Origin of the sequence: Longimonas halophila (assembly GCF_002554705.1) — a bacterium.
Taxonomy (GTDB): Bacteria; Bacteroidota; Rhodothermia; order Rhodothermales; family Salinibacteraceae; genus Longimonas; species Longimonas halophila.
In genome coordinates, this window is record NZ_PDEP01000014.1 from 38,464 (window position 1) to 54,429 (window position 15,966).

The 15,966-nt window shown below is 59.0% G+C and carries 16 protein-coding genes and 1 riboswitch; of the genes, 12 read left to right on the plus strand and 4 right to left on the minus strand.

Features of this window, described 5'->3' with window-relative positions:
- The first annotated feature begins 9 nt into the window (after window positions 1-9).
- The 5 genes from CRI93_RS12985 to CRI93_RS13005 all read left to right on the plus strand — a co-directional run bounded on the left by CRI93_RS12985 (window position 10) and on the right by CRI93_RS13005 (window position 6,098).
- A complete protein-coding gene (locus CRI93_RS12985) occupies window positions 10-963 on the plus strand; it encodes a Rossmann-like and DUF2520 domain-containing protein (protein ID WP_176521869.1) in 954 nt (317 codons plus the stop codon).
- 271 nt (window positions 964-1,234) lie between these two features.
- A complete protein-coding gene (locus CRI93_RS12990) occupies window positions 1,235-1,801 on the plus strand; it encodes a hypothetical protein (RefSeq protein ID WP_098063075.1) in 567 nt (188 codons plus the stop codon).
- Window positions 1,802-1,927: 126 nt separating this feature from the next.
- Window positions 1,928-3,490, plus strand: coding sequence for a lysine--tRNA ligase (gene lysS / locus CRI93_RS12995; RefSeq protein ID WP_098063076.1), 1,563 nt, complete (start codon window positions 1,928-1,930; stop codon window positions 3,488-3,490).
- Window positions 3,491-3,711: 221 nt separating this feature from the next.
- On the plus strand, window positions 3,712-5,049 hold the full coding sequence (locus CRI93_RS13000) for an MFS transporter (protein ID WP_098063121.1): 1,338 nt from the start codon (window positions 3,712-3,714) through the stop codon (window positions 5,047-5,049).
- Between the two features lie 109 nt (window positions 5,050-5,158).
- Window positions 5,159-5,266: riboswitch (TPP riboswitch) on the plus strand.
- A gap of 61 nt (window positions 5,267-5,327) precedes the next feature.
- Complete coding sequence (locus CRI93_RS13005) at window positions 5,328-6,098, plus strand: 3-oxoacyl-ACP reductase (protein ID WP_098063077.1); 771 nt, start codon at window positions 5,328-5,330, stop codon at window positions 6,096-6,098.
- A 34-nt stretch (window positions 6,099-6,132) separates the two neighbouring features.
- Here CRI93_RS13005 and queG read toward each other — a convergent pair whose 3' ends face one another.
- The 4 genes from queG to rpsT form a co-directional block, all read right to left on the minus strand.
- Complete coding sequence (gene queG / locus CRI93_RS13010; protein WP_098063078.1) at window positions 6,133-7,104, minus strand: tRNA epoxyqueuosine(34) reductase QueG; 972 nt, start codon at window positions 7,102-7,104, stop codon at window positions 6,133-6,135.
- 117 nt (window positions 7,105-7,221) lie between these two features.
- Window positions 7,222-8,106: a PKD domain-containing protein gene (locus CRI93_RS13015; protein WP_176521870.1), complete on the minus strand. Its 885-nt coding sequence runs from the start codon at window positions 8,104-8,106 to the stop codon at window positions 7,222-7,224.
- 401 nt (window positions 8,107-8,507) lie between these two features.
- A complete protein-coding gene (locus CRI93_RS13020) occupies window positions 8,508-10,001 on the minus strand; it encodes a PKD domain-containing protein (RefSeq protein ID WP_098063080.1) in 1,494 nt (497 codons plus the stop codon).
- A gap of 529 nt (window positions 10,002-10,530) precedes the next feature.
- Entirely contained in the window at window positions 10,531-10,782 is a 252-nt protein-coding gene (rpsT, locus tag CRI93_RS13025) for a 30S ribosomal protein S20 (RefSeq protein WP_098063081.1), read from the minus strand.
- A gap of 255 nt (window positions 10,783-11,037) precedes the next feature.
- On the opposite strand from rpsT, the gene CRI93_RS13030 reads away from it, so the two are divergent.
- From CRI93_RS13030 to atpF, 7 genes are all read left to right on the plus strand, one after another.
- Complete coding sequence (locus tag CRI93_RS13030) at window positions 11,038-11,934, plus strand: peptidoglycan DD-metalloendopeptidase family protein (protein WP_098063082.1); 897 nt, start codon at window positions 11,038-11,040, stop codon at window positions 11,932-11,934.
- Between the two features lie 164 nt (window positions 11,935-12,098).
- Complete coding sequence (locus CRI93_RS13035) at window positions 12,099-12,551, plus strand: bactofilin family protein (RefSeq protein ID WP_245850526.1); 453 nt, start codon at window positions 12,099-12,101, stop codon at window positions 12,549-12,551.
- 90 nt (window positions 12,552-12,641) lie between these two features.
- Window positions 12,642-12,926 (plus strand): AtpZ/AtpI family protein, encoded by a 285-nt coding sequence (locus tag CRI93_RS15210; protein ID WP_141491711.1) that lies wholly within the window; start codon window positions 12,642-12,644, stop codon window positions 12,924-12,926.
- 236 nt (window positions 12,927-13,162) lie between these two features.
- Window positions 13,163-13,459, plus strand: coding sequence for a hypothetical protein (locus CRI93_RS13040; RefSeq protein ID WP_141491712.1), 297 nt, complete (start codon window positions 13,163-13,165; stop codon window positions 13,457-13,459).
- Window positions 13,460-13,579: 120 nt separating this feature from the next.
- Window positions 13,580-14,737 carry a F0F1 ATP synthase subunit A gene (gene atpB, locus CRI93_RS13045; RefSeq protein WP_098063085.1) on the plus strand — a complete coding sequence of 386 codons (1,158 nt, stop codon included), beginning with the start codon at window positions 13,580-13,582 and terminating at the stop codon, window positions 14,735-14,737.
- Between the two features lie 135 nt (window positions 14,738-14,872).
- On the plus strand, window positions 14,873-15,103 hold the full coding sequence (atpE, locus tag CRI93_RS13050) for an ATP synthase F0 subunit C (RefSeq protein ID WP_098063086.1): 231 nt from the start codon (window positions 14,873-14,875) through the stop codon (window positions 15,101-15,103).
- Window positions 15,104-15,416: 313 nt separating this feature from the next.
- Entirely contained in the window at window positions 15,417-15,926 is a 510-nt protein-coding gene (atpF, locus tag CRI93_RS13055) for a F0F1 ATP synthase subunit B (protein WP_098063087.1), read from the plus strand.
- Window positions 15,927-15,966: the final 40 nt, after the last annotated feature.

Consider the following 15,966-nt stretch of genomic DNA (forward strand, 5'->3'; position numbering starts at 1 on the left):
CTTGCTGTCATGTCGACTCTTGTTCGCAAGCCCACTGCCATTGTCGGCGCCGGCGCAGTCGGAACCGCCTTTGCTCGCGCGCTGGCTGCACACCGTATTCCCCTTACCGCCATTGTAAGTCGCACACAGGCGGATGCCAAGGCCCTTGCCGACCGCGTACAAGCGCCTCAGGCCAGCACAGATGTTGCTGATGTGCCCGCTCGCACCACGCGGGTGCTCTTCTGTGTCCCCGATGACGCGCTCTCCAGCGTCGCCCACACGCTTGCCGAGACGCCCCATCGCACTGCGCCGTGGATTGCCTTTCATCCCTCAGGAGCGCACCCAGCGGAGGTGCTTGCGCCTTTGCGTGCCTGCGGAGCCCGGTTGCTAAGCGCACATCCGCTGCAAACGATCCCCCCTGGCACACCGCCGTCTGCATTTCAAGGGATTCAAATGACTATCGAAGGGGATGCTGAAGCGCTAACCTACGGCGAGGCGCTGGCCCGCTTGCTTGGCGCCCTCCCGCAGCGTCTTGCTTCCGCTGACAAGCCGCTGTATCACCTGGCTGCGGTGCTCGCTTCGAACGGACTCGTGGCTCTGCTCACTACGGCACAGCACGTATGGCAGGCTGCAGGGCTTGACCCTGATGATGCATTTGCTGCGCTCGCGCCCCTGATCGACACCACCTGGGCCAACGTGCAACGCAATGGCCCTGCTGCACTCACTGGCCCCGCCGCCCGGGGCGACGATGCCACGATCGATACACACCTTCGAGCCCTGCGCCAAACCTGCACGTCCGAATCCCTTTCTCCGCTTCTGGACGATGCATCGGCCGAGGCGCTGTACGCTGCGCTCACTGAGACCATGCTGCGTATCCAACAGAGCCAAGACCGCCTTTCAGATGACGCTGCTGCACGCGTTCGAGCCCGTCTGCGCTCGGCACGCACACCAGATCTCTCTGGGAACGATACCGCCTCCACTTGACATCGTGCAGATCGCTTCCGATACTTGACAATGGATGTGCGGCCTCCCCATGCCCGCTGGTCCTTCCCACCAACGCCCTGCCCGCCACACTTGCGGATCTCTTCTCCGCTGTGCGCATTGGCACAAGCTGACACAAGGTCGGGGCCTGCAATCTGGGCACTCTTTTTGCGTGCCTCCTTTGTTTTGCATCCAAAATACAGCATGCGCCCCACGCGCTGCCGTTGGCCCCGATGTGGCCTTTCGTGTTTGTAGCACAACCCCAATACGTTATATGAATACTGCCGCGCGCACGCCCCGCGAGCGCATTCAGCAAAAGTCTCTTTTGCATTCCGCTGTCCATACTGAGGCTGCCCTTACGACCCCCACCGACCCGACCACTGCGCTCTCAGCACTCCGGCAGATTCTTGCAGGACCTAACTCTGGCGCCGCGTTTCAGTCGGTCGTGATCGCAACGGTACGCATTGTGGAGCGCGCCATGTGCCGCGAACACTGCGTAGCGCAAGCCGCGCTCTCGCTTGGTCAGCAGGAGAAGCTAAGCGGCATGGTCGAAACTATTGAGGAAGCCGCGCTACTGCTGCGCGATCAGCTCAGTGCGCAAGGCAATAGCCTGACGCACCTCTGCGGCGAGCGGCCCGCTCGTTCAAACGAGGCCGAGCCCTGGCCCGACGCGCTCTTTAGCGCCGTGCAGGTACTCGACGAAAGCGTCAGTCAGCTGGTGTCGCTCTCAAATGCCCAGCCCAAGGGCAGCTCCTCGCGGGCGCTTAGCGACTGCACCGCGCAGCTGCTGCGCAGCCATCACAACACGCTGCTGCTGGAAGCCGAAGAATGGATGGCATAACGAACGACGCCCCGCACATCCCGTTGTACCCGACCGTACCCAGCGCCTCCGTGCCCCGGAGGCGTTGCTGTTTTTGTCTGTCCGACGTTTTCACGTGTAGTCTTCCCCGTTTCCTCTGTGCCCGCCATGGATTCCTCCACCTCCAATGCCACCCCACGCTCCGAACGTGAACGCACCGACCACGAGCGCTCTGAGCAAGAGCAGCGTCGCCGCGATGAACGCAAGGCGCTCGAAGAGCGTGGCATCGACCCGTACCCCTACGAGTGGCCCACCAATGCCCACGCGGCTGAACTCGTCGATACGTTCGACGACGACACGCACGACCCGGAAGAGGGCGAGCGGCTGGAGGCGTCGATTGCCGGACGCATCACCAACATTCGCGTGATGGGAGGCTCGGCGTTTTTCGATGTGCAGGACGAATCGGGCACCATCCAGGCGTACATTCGCAAGAACGAGGTCGGCGAGGACTTCTACAACGAGGTCTTTACCGAACTCCTCGACATCGGTGATATCGTGGGCCTGCAGGGCTACGTCTTTCGCACCCACATGGGCGAGGTCACGCTGCGCGTGCAGGAGATTAAACTGCTCTCGAAGGCGCTGCGTCCGCTTCCTGTCGTTAAGGAAACCGACGAAGGCGAGACCTACAACGAAGTCACCGACAAGGGCTTTCGCTACCGCCAGCGCTATGTAGACCTGACGGTCAACCCCGACGTGCGCAATGTCTTTCGACAGCGCGCCACGCTCATCCGCACCGTTCGCAATTTTCTGGATACGCAGGGCTACCTCGAAGTGGAAACGCCCGTGCTGCAACCGGTGTACGGCGGCGCCACCGCGCGCCCCTTCACCACGCACCACAATGCGCTCGACATGGAGCTCTATCTACGCATCGCGGATGAGCTCTATCTGAAGCGGCTCCTGGTTGGTGGATTCGAAGGCGTCTACGAGATCAGCAAGGACTTCCGGAACGAGGGGCTGAGTCGCTTCCACAACCCCGAGTTCACCATGATGGAGCTCTACGTGGCGTACAAAGATTATCGTTGGATGATGGACTTCACCGAGCAGCTGGTGGAGGCCGTGACGCTGGCGCTGCACGACAGCACCGACGTTACCATCGGCGAGCATACCGTCTCGTTCGAGCGCCCGTGGAACCGCGTTACGTTTCTCGGCGCCATCGAAGATGAAACCGGATACGACCTGCACGGCGCCACTCACAAGGAGCTGCTGGAGGTCACGGAGGCGCTCGACATTGACGTGGACCCGGACCTGGGCGCGGGTAAGCTCTACGACAAAATCTTCGGTGCCGCGGTCGAGCCTACGCTCATCGAACCCACGTTCGTGATGGACCACCCGATTGAGCTGAGTCCGCTCGCGAAGAAGCATCGCGAAACCGACGGACTCGTGGAGCGCTTTGAGGGGTTTGTGGCCGGACGCGAAATCTGCAATGCCTTCAGCGAACTGAACGACCCCGAGGACCAGCGCGAGCGCTTCGAAGAGCAGGTGCGCCTCCTTGACGCGGGCGACGACGAGGCCACGCCCGTTGACGAGGATTACCTGCGTGCCCTTGAATACGGCATGCCGCCCGCTGCCGGACTCGGCATTGGCATCGACCGCCTCACCATGATGATGACCAATCAGGACTCCATCCGCGACGTCATCCTCTTTCCCCTGATGCGCCCCGAACGCCAGTAAGGACGTCCTCTTGAGAGGCGCCCTGATACCGACCACCGGCGGTAGAGAACGGTTCACACCGACGTTGTCAACCTTCTCATTCCCGCCGACGATACACACCTGAGGTCCAACGGTCCGCCGTTGGACCTCGTTTTTTTGCTACCGCGCAACGTTGCTGCAAGGAATTGCAGACGGTCGCTGCCCCAGAAACCTGGGGCGCCGTCGGTCATGTCAAAGATCCTATGGCTTACAGATCCCACAAGCACGACATCAACGTTGAGGACCGCGCCGGGTACCTTGAACTGCTGCGCACGAACGTCAACTACCGGCGGCTCTGGTTCGGAAGCAGCCTCTCGCTCCTGGGCGATTGGTTCAATCTGATTGCGCTCTACACCCTTGTCTCTACGCTCACCGGCTCACCACTCGCCATTGGCGTGATTTTTCTGGCGAAGATGCTGCCGTGGGCCCTGGCCGCACCGGTTGCCGGGCTCATCGTAGACCGCTACAACCGTCGCCGCCTCATGATCGGGGCCGATCTCATCCGGTCGGTGATTGTGCTGGGCTTTCTGTTGATTCACGAGGCTGCGCATGTGCCGCTTATCTACGTGCTCATTGCAGCGCAGGTCGTCGTCGGGTCAGTCTACGTGCCGGCGAAGAGCGCCTCCATCCCCAACATTACATCACCGCGTGAGCTGCTGACGGCGAATGCCCTCTCCTCGGCCACCTGGTCCACCATGCTGGCAGTGGGCGCTGCGCTGGGGGGATTCGTAGTGGAGTTCGCCGGTATCGAGGCGGTGTTCATCCTCGACTGCCTGACCTATCTGTGGTCGGCCTGGTTTGTGTACCGCACCGTCATTCCTCAGAACACCGAAGACGCCGACGATCCGCTGCTGCGCACCGCCGCACGCAAGATCTGGGACGGCTGGGCGCACTTGCGATCGCACCCTCGGGTGGCGCGCATTGCTACAGCCAAAGCCACCTGGGCACTGGCCGGGGGCGGACTCGTCTACATGCTCACGCTCATTGGCGAGCAGGTGTCGCCGGGGGCCATCGCGGCGGGCATTGGCGTGCTGTTTATGGCGCGCGGCATTGGCACCGGCATTGGGCCGATTATTGCACGCGGGCTCTTCACCAACCAATCGAACTGGCCCGTCGTGCTGGGCAGCGCCATTGCGGTGAGCGGCGTGGCCTATTTTGCAGTGGGGCTGGTGCCATGGGCCCCCGAAGGGCTCGCCCTGTTTACGGTCATTGCGCTGGTGATTATGGCGCACGCCTCCAGTGGCGGCAACTGGGTGCTGGCTACGGTGCTCTTGCAGAAGCGCACCGACGACGCCTATCGCGGACGCGTCTTTGCCACCGAGTGGCTCCTGGTGATGATTGCCGAAAGCCTCTCTATCGGCATCGCCAGCGTGATCCTGGAACTGGGCTGGCTCGACTTGGCAGGTGCCGTGCGGGTCTTTGCTGGCGCACAGGTTGCTTTTGGACTGATCTGGCTCCTTGTCGTCGTGCCCAAAGAGTGGCGGTCCGACGCTGAAGAGCAGCAGGCCAATAGGATGGCAACACCCCACGAAGACACGTAGAATCGTTGCGGTTGCATGGGCGCTGTGGTACGTTAGGCATTGTTTAGGAGATGCATCTGTCTGTCGTGCAACGGATGGACCGTCGCATCCCCCAAATTCATCTTTTCGATCGCGAAGCTGGGGGTGCCCCCGCGCAGGAATGTGCCTGGGGCTGAGAGATACACCCTTCGAACCTGATCCGGCTCATACCGGCGAAGGAAAGCTTCCCGCTGTTCCCCGTGTAAGTTTGCCTTAGGGGCACCGCTGGCTTCGCATTTCTTCCAGCAATCCCCCTGCTTATGTCTGCTCCTCCTCTCTCTGACCAGGTCGTGCTCATTACCGGTGCCAGTCGCGGACTCGGTGCCGCCCTGGCCCGTGCGTTCGGACGCGAAGGCGCCCGCGTGGTCGTGAATTACTATCAGAGCACAGACGCCGCCCACGAGGTGGCCGCCTCAATTGGCGACCGCGCGCTTCCCTATCAGGCCGACGTGCGCAATCGCGAGGCCGTGCAGTCCATGGTCGACGCCGCCGCCGATCACTTTGGCGCGCCCGTAACCACCGTCATTAGCAATGCGCTGATCGACTTTCAGTTTGATGCCGAGGCGCGCGCCACTGCCGACACGGTGTCGTGGAGCAACTATCAGACGCAGCTCGAAGGCAGCGTGCAAGCCGCGCTGCATCTGGTACAGGCGTGCCGCCCGGCCATGAAAGAGGCTGGATTCGGGCGCTTCGTGGCAATTGGCTCTAATCTGGTGCAGAACCCCGTCGTGCCGTATCACGACTACACCACGAGCAAGGCCGCGCTGCTCGGCTTTCTGCGCAACATGGCGCAGGAACTCGGGCCCGAAGGCATCACCGTAAACATGGTTTCGGGCGGACTCCTCGACCGCACCGACGCCAGCGACGCCACCTCTGACGAGGTGTTCGACCTCATACGCAATTCCACGCCGCTGCGCTCGGTGACCACGCCGGAAGAAATGGCCGATGCGGTGCTCTTTTTTGCCTCGCCGTGGGCGCGTGCCATCACCGGCCAGAACCTGATTGTGGACGGCGGCCTCGTCATGCAATAGCTTTATGTTACGGGCGGATGTACGGCCTTTTGCCTCATGCATCATCCGTCACGTTCTTGAGGGCGGTGCGCACGTTGCGCTGGAAGCCCTCGTACGTGGCGCGGGTGACGGGACTGCCGGAGAAGCGCTCGCGAAACTCTTCAAGTTCGAGCTCCACCCAGTCGCGCAGATCGGTGTCCGACATGCCGTCGCGCGGCTGGTAGCGGGGCTCGGTGGTAGGCTCCTTGAACTTATTCCATGGGCACACATCCTGACAGATGTCACAGCCGAAGATCCAGTTCTGCATGTCGCTTGAGATCGCCCCTGGCACGTCATCGCCGCCGTGCTCGATCGTCAGGTACGAGATGCAGCGCGTGGCGTCGACCGCGTACGGCTGGTAGATGGCATCGGTCGGGCAGGCATCCACGCAACGGGTGCACGAGCCGCAGAAGTCCTCGACCGGATGATCGGCGGGCAGCGGCACATCTACAATAATCTCACCGATGAAGAAGAACGAGCCCATGTCGCGGTTGAGCAAGTTGGAGTGCTTGCCCTGCCAGCCGAGTCCACTGCGCGCAGCCCATGCCTTGTCGAGCACAGGCGCCGAATCGACGAAGGCGCGCCCGTGCACCGACTGCCCCACATGTTCTTCGAGCCAGTGTAAAAGCAGGTAGAGACGCTCCTTGAGTACATCGTGGTAGTCGTCGCCCCAGGCATAGCGGCTAATTTTGCCGGTGGTGGCGGCTTCGTCGTGTTGCGTGTCGGGCTGGTAGTAGTTGTGTAGCACCGAGATCACGCTTTCGGCGCCGGGCACCAGTCGCGTGGGATCGATGCGCTTGTCGAAGTGGCGCTCCATCCAGTGCATGGTGCCGTGGCGGCCTTCGAGGAGCCACTGTTCGAGGCGTCGGGCTTCTTCATCGAGCGGCTCCGCGGTGGAAATGCCACAGGCGTCGAATCCCAGCCGAGCGGCTTCTGCCTTCAGGGCCCGAGCGGTGCGTTGCTGGGCGTGGCGTCCGAACTGCGGCATAAGATTCAACGCTTAAGTCGGCTGGCTTGCGAGCAGGCATAGGCTTCCCCAGTTGGATGTGGATACGGCACACCCGAGGTTGAGTTTACAGCGTGCTATTTATGGACCCGGCAGCGGCTACTCGCCGGACGCTCGCCTCTGCAAAGATGAATCTACGCGTTGCCCTTGAACGAATCCCGATTTCGGCGTTTTCCCCGCCCTACGAGCCAGTTCTACGTGATGGGTGGCCTGGAGTCGCTCTGCGGCAACCCCAGCCGCCCGGTATGCTGCAACAACAGCAGCGGCTCGGTCAGCAGCCAGTGCATTGGCGTTGCGTTCATCGGCTGTGGCGTACCCCAAAACGCGAATAGGAAGCGGAGCGCAGTCGCGGAACAGCGAGACATTCTCGCGGAGTGCTTCGCTGGCCGCATCAGGCAGCACGCTGGCATTTCGGGCAAAATAGACCACATTTCCAGCTACCGGTGGCGCACAGAAGTCGGGGAGGTCCGGCTCTACCTCAATCTGCACGGTGCGCGCATCTGTGCCAGTAGCGTGCTCCACCCGCACCCGAACCGCATACGTGCCGTGGGCCTCGTATCGATGGGTGGGTGCTGCCTCTTCCGACTGCGCGCCGTCGCCAAACGTCCAGCGATACCGTGTGGGGGCAGCGCCATCAACACGGGTTTCATAGTGCACACGCTCTCCGACTCGTGCGGGATTGGGCTGCACCTGCACGGTTGCAATTTGTGGAGCCCGGGGCAGATTTCCCACACGCAGCATCCAGGTTCGCATGTCATGACCTCTTTCGTTTTCCACCCGAAACCGAACGGTGTGTGATCCCTCGGTGGTAAATACGTGGCGCACGCGCAGGCCCCGATCTTCGTATCCATTGCCAAAATCCCACAGTAAGCGCACCGGCTCCGTAGCCTCATCGTTGATGCGTGCTGTAAAGACCGCCGCTGTATCTTGCCCGATGTGCTCTGGACCGTGTAGCGCCACGATCTCGGGAGGCACGGGCCGCATGCAGCCTACGCCCACAGCAACAGCCCAACTCAGAACGACAGCCTGTACCACAGCTGTAGCCCATCGGATACGCCATAGAGGTCGTTTGATAGATGTGGTCATCTGTACTTTTACAAATTCCTCTGAGGCAAAGAGATGTCGGCACCGTTGGGCGTTGACACGTTTCGCGAACGCATAGTTGCGCGCACATAATCGTACCTGCTTGCGAGCACATACGCCATATGGGTCTGGAGCAAGGCATAGGGCAGGATTAGCCCTGACTTTAGAGATGTCTTAGAGATGTCACATATAGAAACAAAAAAAGCGAGCCTACCCTCATCTGAGGGCAGGCTCGCAGTCAGGTTATACGGTGCGCATCAAAGCGTACTGATGCGCGCCGTTACGAAGTCAGGATCGAAGCGTTAGCGCTGCGGGATGGAATCCACGCGACGCTGCTGCTCGGTACCGGCCTTCTTCGAGGTGGTGTCGTCCTCGATAGCACCGCGTCCTTGCGCTTCGATGCGATCGCTCGGCACGTCGTTTTCTTCGTAGAAGTCCGCGACAGCCTGTGCACGATCTTGCGACAGCTCATCCGGGTTGCGTTCGCCGGCGGCAGCAAAGCCTTCGACGCGAACCGTGAGGTTCGAGCACTCAGCCAGGATTTCTGCATTTTCTTGCAGGGCGCTGCGCGCTTCATCCGTAAGCGTGCTGGAGTTCACTCCAAAGAACGCCGGATTCAGCTCGCTGACCGTTTCGCAGATCGGCGGCAGGTCGGGATCGACTTGCAGCGTGAGGGAACGGGAATCGTCGCCTACGTCGTTGGACGCATCAAGCGTAACAGTGTAGGAACCGGGCTCCTCAAAGGTATGCGTTGCGGTATCACCCGAGCCGGTGTTGCCATCGCCGAAGTCCCAGTTGTACGTGATCGGCGTATCGCCACGCACGTTGCTGGTAAAGGTGACTTCTTGCCCCGCAGTCGCCGGGCTGGGGTTGGCATTGATGGTTGCAATCTGTGCCGGGACAGGCGGATCGGTGACCTCAACAGTAAGCGTTTCGGACACTTCTCCGGCCGAGTTGCTGGCCGTGAACGTCACTTCATACTGGCCGCTCTGGCTGAAGCCGTGCGTCGTGAGCAAGCCCGAGCCTGTGCTGCCATCGCCAAAGTTCCACTGATAGGAAACGGGCGACGTTACCTCGTCTTCGTTGACGGTTGCAGAGAACGTGCCCGATTCGCCGGTGTCGAGCTCAGCTGGTCCATCGATCGAGAAAATGACCGGAGCCGTGGTGGCCGGTTCGAACGTGTACTGGAAGCCAAGCGTGGGCATTACCGTGAGGGCATCCATCGAGTATTCGCCCTGATCAACGCCGTCAATGGCTTCCCCATCAAGAACGAGGTGGCTACGCGCTTCGATGAAGAGCGAGGCGTGGCGGCTAACTACCGCGTCAAACCCACCCGCGAACGAAGGCCCAAAGGCGGTACTTTCGCCTCCAAACGACGCATGCACCCCAAAGTCCGCATATGGCGAGATGATCCAGCTCTGCGCGCCAAGACCCAAGCGTCCTGTCAGGTACGTGGTTGTGATGCCAGCGCTCGGAGCGCCCGCGCCACGTGGAGGACCTCCCGCAAACTGGTAGTCGCCGTATTGGAGTCCGAGCCCTATTCCGAAGTTAGGATTGAACTTGTACCCGAACTCGCCGGAGAGACTATACGGGAAGCTCTCGTCGAACTTGTCAGAGTCAAAAATATCACTAAACTCGTTGACCGGGCTGTACTCGCCCGCGTAGTCGGCAATACCAACGCCCGCCCTGAAGTAGAACGTGTCGCCGGCGCGCTTCGTCTGCGCGTCAGCAGTGGTCGCTGTGAAGGCAAACGCCAGGATGAACGATAAGAGGGATAAGGATAATGTTCGGGTCATAGCTTTAAAAGCTTTTAAGAAGCAGTGTCGGACAGGTTGGTCGTTACGCTAATCCATATGCACGAAAGCAATTACGCACGTCGGTATTTGTAATACCAATGACAAAACTGCCCATACGGATCTATTAAACATGCTAAACGCACAGCGTGCATCGCTCGCTAAACAGAATGTATGAGGGAGCGCGCACCAACGCAACTATGGTCAGTGAGGAGACGGATGCATGTGGCATGTGGCACGTATGCAATCTTTTTCGCACGCAACCTTTTCCAGTACGGCTAAACGAGTACGTGCAAGCCTCTGCGAACTGATGTCTGACGCAAAAAAGAGGACAGGCGCATGGAATACGAGAAACCGTACAAAATGCCACCGTGCAGGGTATAACGTACAGCCGTACATGTGCCGGTGTTGTTCAGTATTCACACTGATGCGGTAAGGAGCAAGGGCACACCGTCATGAATGTATGAAGATGCGCTCGAAAAACAAAGAGGAGGCCCCATTTTTCCGATGTTAATCCCAAATTCGCCCGCCGCTACAAGCTGTTGACGTACTTCTCAAGTTTACTCTTTTTATTTGCGGCTTTGTTTTTGTGAATAAGGTTCTTGGAGGCCAATCGGTCAAGGCCGCGTTTCACGTCCGGCAGCAGCTCTGCCGCCACTTCGGGGTCTTCTGTATTCTTCAACTGCTGAACAAGCGTACGCACTTTACGCTTCTGCGCGCGATTCCGCGTGCGTTTCTTTTTATCTTGACGGAGGCGTTTCTTCGCAGATTTATTCTGTGGCATGATAAACGTAGCCCGTTAGTTCACGTAAGACAAAATGAAGGGTCATTGAGTGCATAGCACTCAAACCTATGTACGCACCACCGGTACCCCCAGAGGATGTTTCCCCTACATTCATCAATTAGATGTCAACCCTGTGCTACTTGCCGCATCGCCCCGAACTGGTGGCGGCATAGCCCCCTGCAGCAGCGCGTAGCCCTCTGCGTGCTCTCCATTGGCTTTCTTGTTTTTGTAGCTCCTTTGTAGCTCTTTTGCCGTATGTGGACATTCCTCTCTGACCTGGTTCGGCCTTCTGATGCCTCCTACACGGTACTGCTCATTGAGGAAGATTCCGCTCGTGAGCCGCGCCGCTACCAGGTTACACCTCGGCATGTGTTCTGGCTGTGTAGCGCTACGCTTCTTGCTGTATCGTTATTCACTGCCAGCCTCGTGGCGTTCACACCTGTGCGACAGCTTATTCCCGGATACGGGACCGAAACGATGGAGCGCAACGCCCAGCTAAACGCCGTACGTGTGACTGCTCTCCAAGACACACTGAATGTACAGCGCCAGTACATTGAACGGCTGCAACAATTGCTTACTGGCCGCGCCGATGCGACATCTCCCTCAAACGAATCCTCTGAAAACGAGCGCCCCTCTCCCTCCTCATCTTCACGCCCTGACTCGGAAGACACTGGTTGGACACTGCACCAGCAGCCTGCTCTTACGATCACCCAGTTTGGCGGATCTGATTCGTCGAGCAGGGCCCCCGCTGGTTCGGTCGCCGACTTGCCGGCCCTTCCCGCTCCCGTCCCTCCTCCTGTCGAAACGGGCTACCCGACCCGTGGATTTGAACCACGCGACGAGCACTACGCCGTCGATATTGCTGTACAGGAGGGTACGTTCGTACGTACGGTGGGCGATGGATATGTTGTGCTCGCCGATTGGACCCAGGAAGGTGGCTACACAGTTGCGATCCAACATGGCGATGGCTATCTCTCTGTCTACAAACACAACGAGCGCATCATGAAACGCATAGGCGACTATGTACGTGCGCAAGAAGTCATTGCCGTTACCGGAAACTCGGGCGAAATTACAACAGGCCCGCACCTGCACTTTGAACTCTGGCACCATGGGTTGGCGCAAGATCCGCGCACTCTGGTGGCTGGTTGGTAGTGCGAACACTCTTATACTCCAGACCACCCTCCGACTGTCTTCGATGCCTGGCTGCGCTTCAACGCAAGCAGCCTGGCGTCTCTACCTATTAACCATCGTGCCCTATGGGGATCTTTAGCTCTAACGAATCGACCGACCGAACCATGGCTAAAAATAAGCGGACAATGTCTGACCAGATTAACTTGGTAGGCGAGGGAACGACCTTCGAGGGTACGTTACGCACAGAAAATGACGTTCGAGCCAGCGGGCGCATTGTAGGTACAATGCACGTAGACGGACGAGCCATCATTGCCAAAAGCGGCGGAGTAGAAGGCGAAATTATTGCGACCAACGCTGATATTGCAGGACGCGTAGAGGGCGAAATTCGCGTAGCAGAGCGCCTCGTACTTAAGAGCACTGCCCGCATCGACGGCGACATCCGCACCAAACAATTAGTCGTCGAGGAGGGTGCCCGCTTCACAGGCGAATGCATGATGGGCGACGATGCTGTCAACACGGATCGCTCAAGTACCGCCTCAGATTCAGATGCTCCGGCAAAAACGAAGAAAGAGACGTCCCAAAAAGGAAAGCCGACGACATCGGCTTCCTCTTCTGCTGACACCGCGTCATCGCAGTAGCATTCGTCGCAGCTAACCCTTGTGTGTACGATCTGTCCCTTTTGCTTCCCACTGTAGACTTCTCACACTGACTTAGCCGCATGACTCGCTGTGTCTGATCCTGATGCTCCCTCAAATGGCACACCGCCTGAAAACACCTCGTCGTCTCCAGAGCATCCCTGGCGTGAGGCATGGCACGACATGGCGCCTCACATTGATCTGGGCTGGCGACTGGCAAGTGCCGTCACGGCTCCCCCGCTGCTTGGATGGGGAATAGACCATGCACTCGCTACTGCACCGTGGGGCCTGCTTGCAGGGGCAATCGTTGGACTTGTGGGTGCGGTCTACATCCTCGTTACGCTGTATCACTCCTCTCTTCCTCCTACCGGACAATAACAGGTTGCCCCTGAACAAATAGGGGGAAGATCAGCGCACAAATTGAGGTTAAATCAGCACCACCCATGCATTCATTTATTATTCACCGCTATTCACAAGTCTTCCACTGCAGGCTGCGTTACGTTCACAGGTGTGTTGCGCAGGTGCTTGCCGCATACACCTGTCATGCCACGGGCTGCTTGCATTGATTGCAAGCACAACGCCCCGATAACGCAGTCCCCGATTACCTCGATTGCATGGTTTCCTCGTGGTGGTTTGGCGCTCTGCTTGGCAGTGCTATCGTAGTTGTAAGCAGCGCCGTTCGCGGAATGAGTCATCGGCTCGCGTTGCGGGCGGACTCGCTTCCCGACGCGATGCAGGCAACTGTGCGAGGCATTATGCTCCGCGCTTTGATCGTAGCTCTGGGGCTCATCCTCACTCTGCTCTGGCTGCCTGTGCATACGCTTGCTTTTACAAGTGCGCTGCTCGGTGCCCTCTTGCTTAGCATGGGTGTAGAGTTGACTACGGTATGGCAACGTATTGAGGAGGTCTAATCCAACTTTGCCCCTCCGCTCCCCTTTTCGCCACACTTTTGACATTGACCAGGTACCGTTTCGGTGAATCGACCTGTTTGCTCCTCTCGCTGTCGCTCCTTCTGGGCCGCACTCGTCTTGATGGTCGTCCTCTTGGCTCCGCTAATGGTGCCTGCGGCCCAAGCATCTAAAGCATCTGCAGAAGCGGCAACGGCCCGTACCGCCGCCGCGGCCGACGATCTTACGCTCGACTACGTTGTAAACCGGGCCATCATCGGTCACGCTGCTGACGGATACTACCTCGATTTCAGTCCGTTTGGAAGCATTGAGCTTCCTCGCATCTTGCTGGTTCGCAATCCCCAGGGCAACCTCGGCCTGGATGCAGCATCCAGCACAAAAAGTCTTCTGAAGTCAGGTAATTACGGCATCTATCCTGAAGGAAAAGACGATCTGGTGACGCCCGGCGCTGAACTGGACGATCTCATTGCCGAAAAGAAACACCTCTACGGCACGGTAGCCCCCGCTGGCCAGGGCGAGATCGTGGTTGATCTCTCCATTACCCGGCACTTTATGTTTGGTCTGCTGGCGATGGGTATTGTGGCTGTCGTGTTTATTACATTAGCCAACCGGTACAAGCGTGGCATAGGACGCAGTGAGGCCCCTCGTGGGGTGCTGCAAAACATGATGGAGGTCATCATTGTCTTCTTGCGTGATGAGGTGGCCAAACCCAACATCGGACCGAAGTACAAGCAATTCCTTCCCTTTCTCTTAAGCGCCTTCTTCTTCATCCTTGTCGCTAATATTCTGGGGCTGATTCCCTTTTCTGGGTCGGCGACTGGTAACATCGCTGTGACGGGCCTGCTGGCCTTCTCCACATTCATTATCGGCCAGGTCAATGCAACCGCCGATTACTGGAAGCACTTGCTTCTTGGCCCGCCGGACGCCCCGTGGCCCATCCGAGTCATCCTGATTCCTATTGAGATCATGGGGGCCATCACGCGGCATGTGGCGCTCGCAATTCGTCTTTTTGCCAACATGATGGGCGGCGCGCTCATCATCTTCAGCTTGATTGGCGTTGTCTTCGTAATGAATGTGCTCTTCACCACCGGTGCTGCAGCATGGGGTGCTGGCATCATTAGCACAGGATTCACGGTGTTTGTCTTGCTGCTCAAGTTGCTTGTTGCCTTCATTCAGGCGTACGTCTTCACCATCTTGTCGGCGCTTTTCATCGGTATGGCCGTTGAGGAGCACGACCACGCTCACGATGAGGGGGCCTCGGCCACCGCATCGGCACACTGAGCTCATGCGCCCACTCCTGGGCCCAACCAGCTCACTGACAGCGCGGCTTGCGCTATGTCAGGCGGGGCATCAACGGCCTCGCAATTTTTGTAACTAATCGCTTGTTTTCCTTACGCCAACACGTTACATACTACCATGGACCCTGCTGCTCTTGCATACCTCGCCGCCGGCATTGGTGCCGGTCTTGCTACCATCGGTGCCGGCTACGGCATCGGCCGCCTCTCTGACTCCGCAATGGACGGTGCGGCGCGCCAGCCCGAAGCTGCTGGCGACATCCGCGGCCTCATGATTGTTTCCGCGGGTCTGATTGAGGGGGTTGCCCTCTTTGCTGTGGTGATCTGCCTGCTTCTGGTCTTCCTCGCCTAAGCAGCACACCCCGCAAGCCTGCGTGTGCAGGGCCCTTCGCTTCGCGTGTGTCTGCTACCTTGTTGCGCGGCACATGGCCCGAAGCGGCCCTGCACGATGTGGCTGCCTGTTTGCTATGGAACCAGCCTCGGTTTATGCGCTGCACGGCATTTCCTGCCGCGTATTCTTGCGCACGAGGATAGGCCATTGCCCCTGCACCACTGCTCCTTGCATCGATTATTATCTTAGAAGCTTAGCATCAGCAGCTCTTTACAGATAGCTGCTGCTCTTGCTTGGCTTCGCCCTGTTATCGCTAAGCCCTATCGTTTGTGCTATGGCCTTTTACCTTGCTCAAAGCCTCATTGAGCCCTCTGCCGGCCTCTTTTTCTGGAAGGCGCTCGCGTTTGTCATCTTCCTGTTCTTGTTGTACCGGTTCGGGTGGGGCCCAATCACCGAAGCCCTCGAAGAACGCGAATCGCGCATCGAAGACTCAATGACGCGCGCCGAGCAGGCGCTGGAGGAGGCCAAGGCCATGCAGGCCGAAAACGAGAAAAAGCGCCGCGAAGCCGAGCGGGAAGCCCAGCGCATTCTTCGAGAAGCCCGCGAAGCCGCCGAAGAGCTCCGTGAAGAGGAACTCGACAAGACGCGCGATAAGATTTCCCGGATGCGCGACCAAGCGCAAGCCGAGATCCAGCGCGAAAAGCAAGGCGCCCTCGATGAACTACGCGACGAAGTGGCCGATCTCGCCATCGAAGCCGCACGGAAAGTCGTGCAGGCGGACCTGGATGCGGACCGCCACCGCGAACTGGTCAACAACTTCATTGACGACCTTCCTACCAATTAATGCATCCAGCTTTCCAGGTCGTCTCGGCCTGCTGAATTCG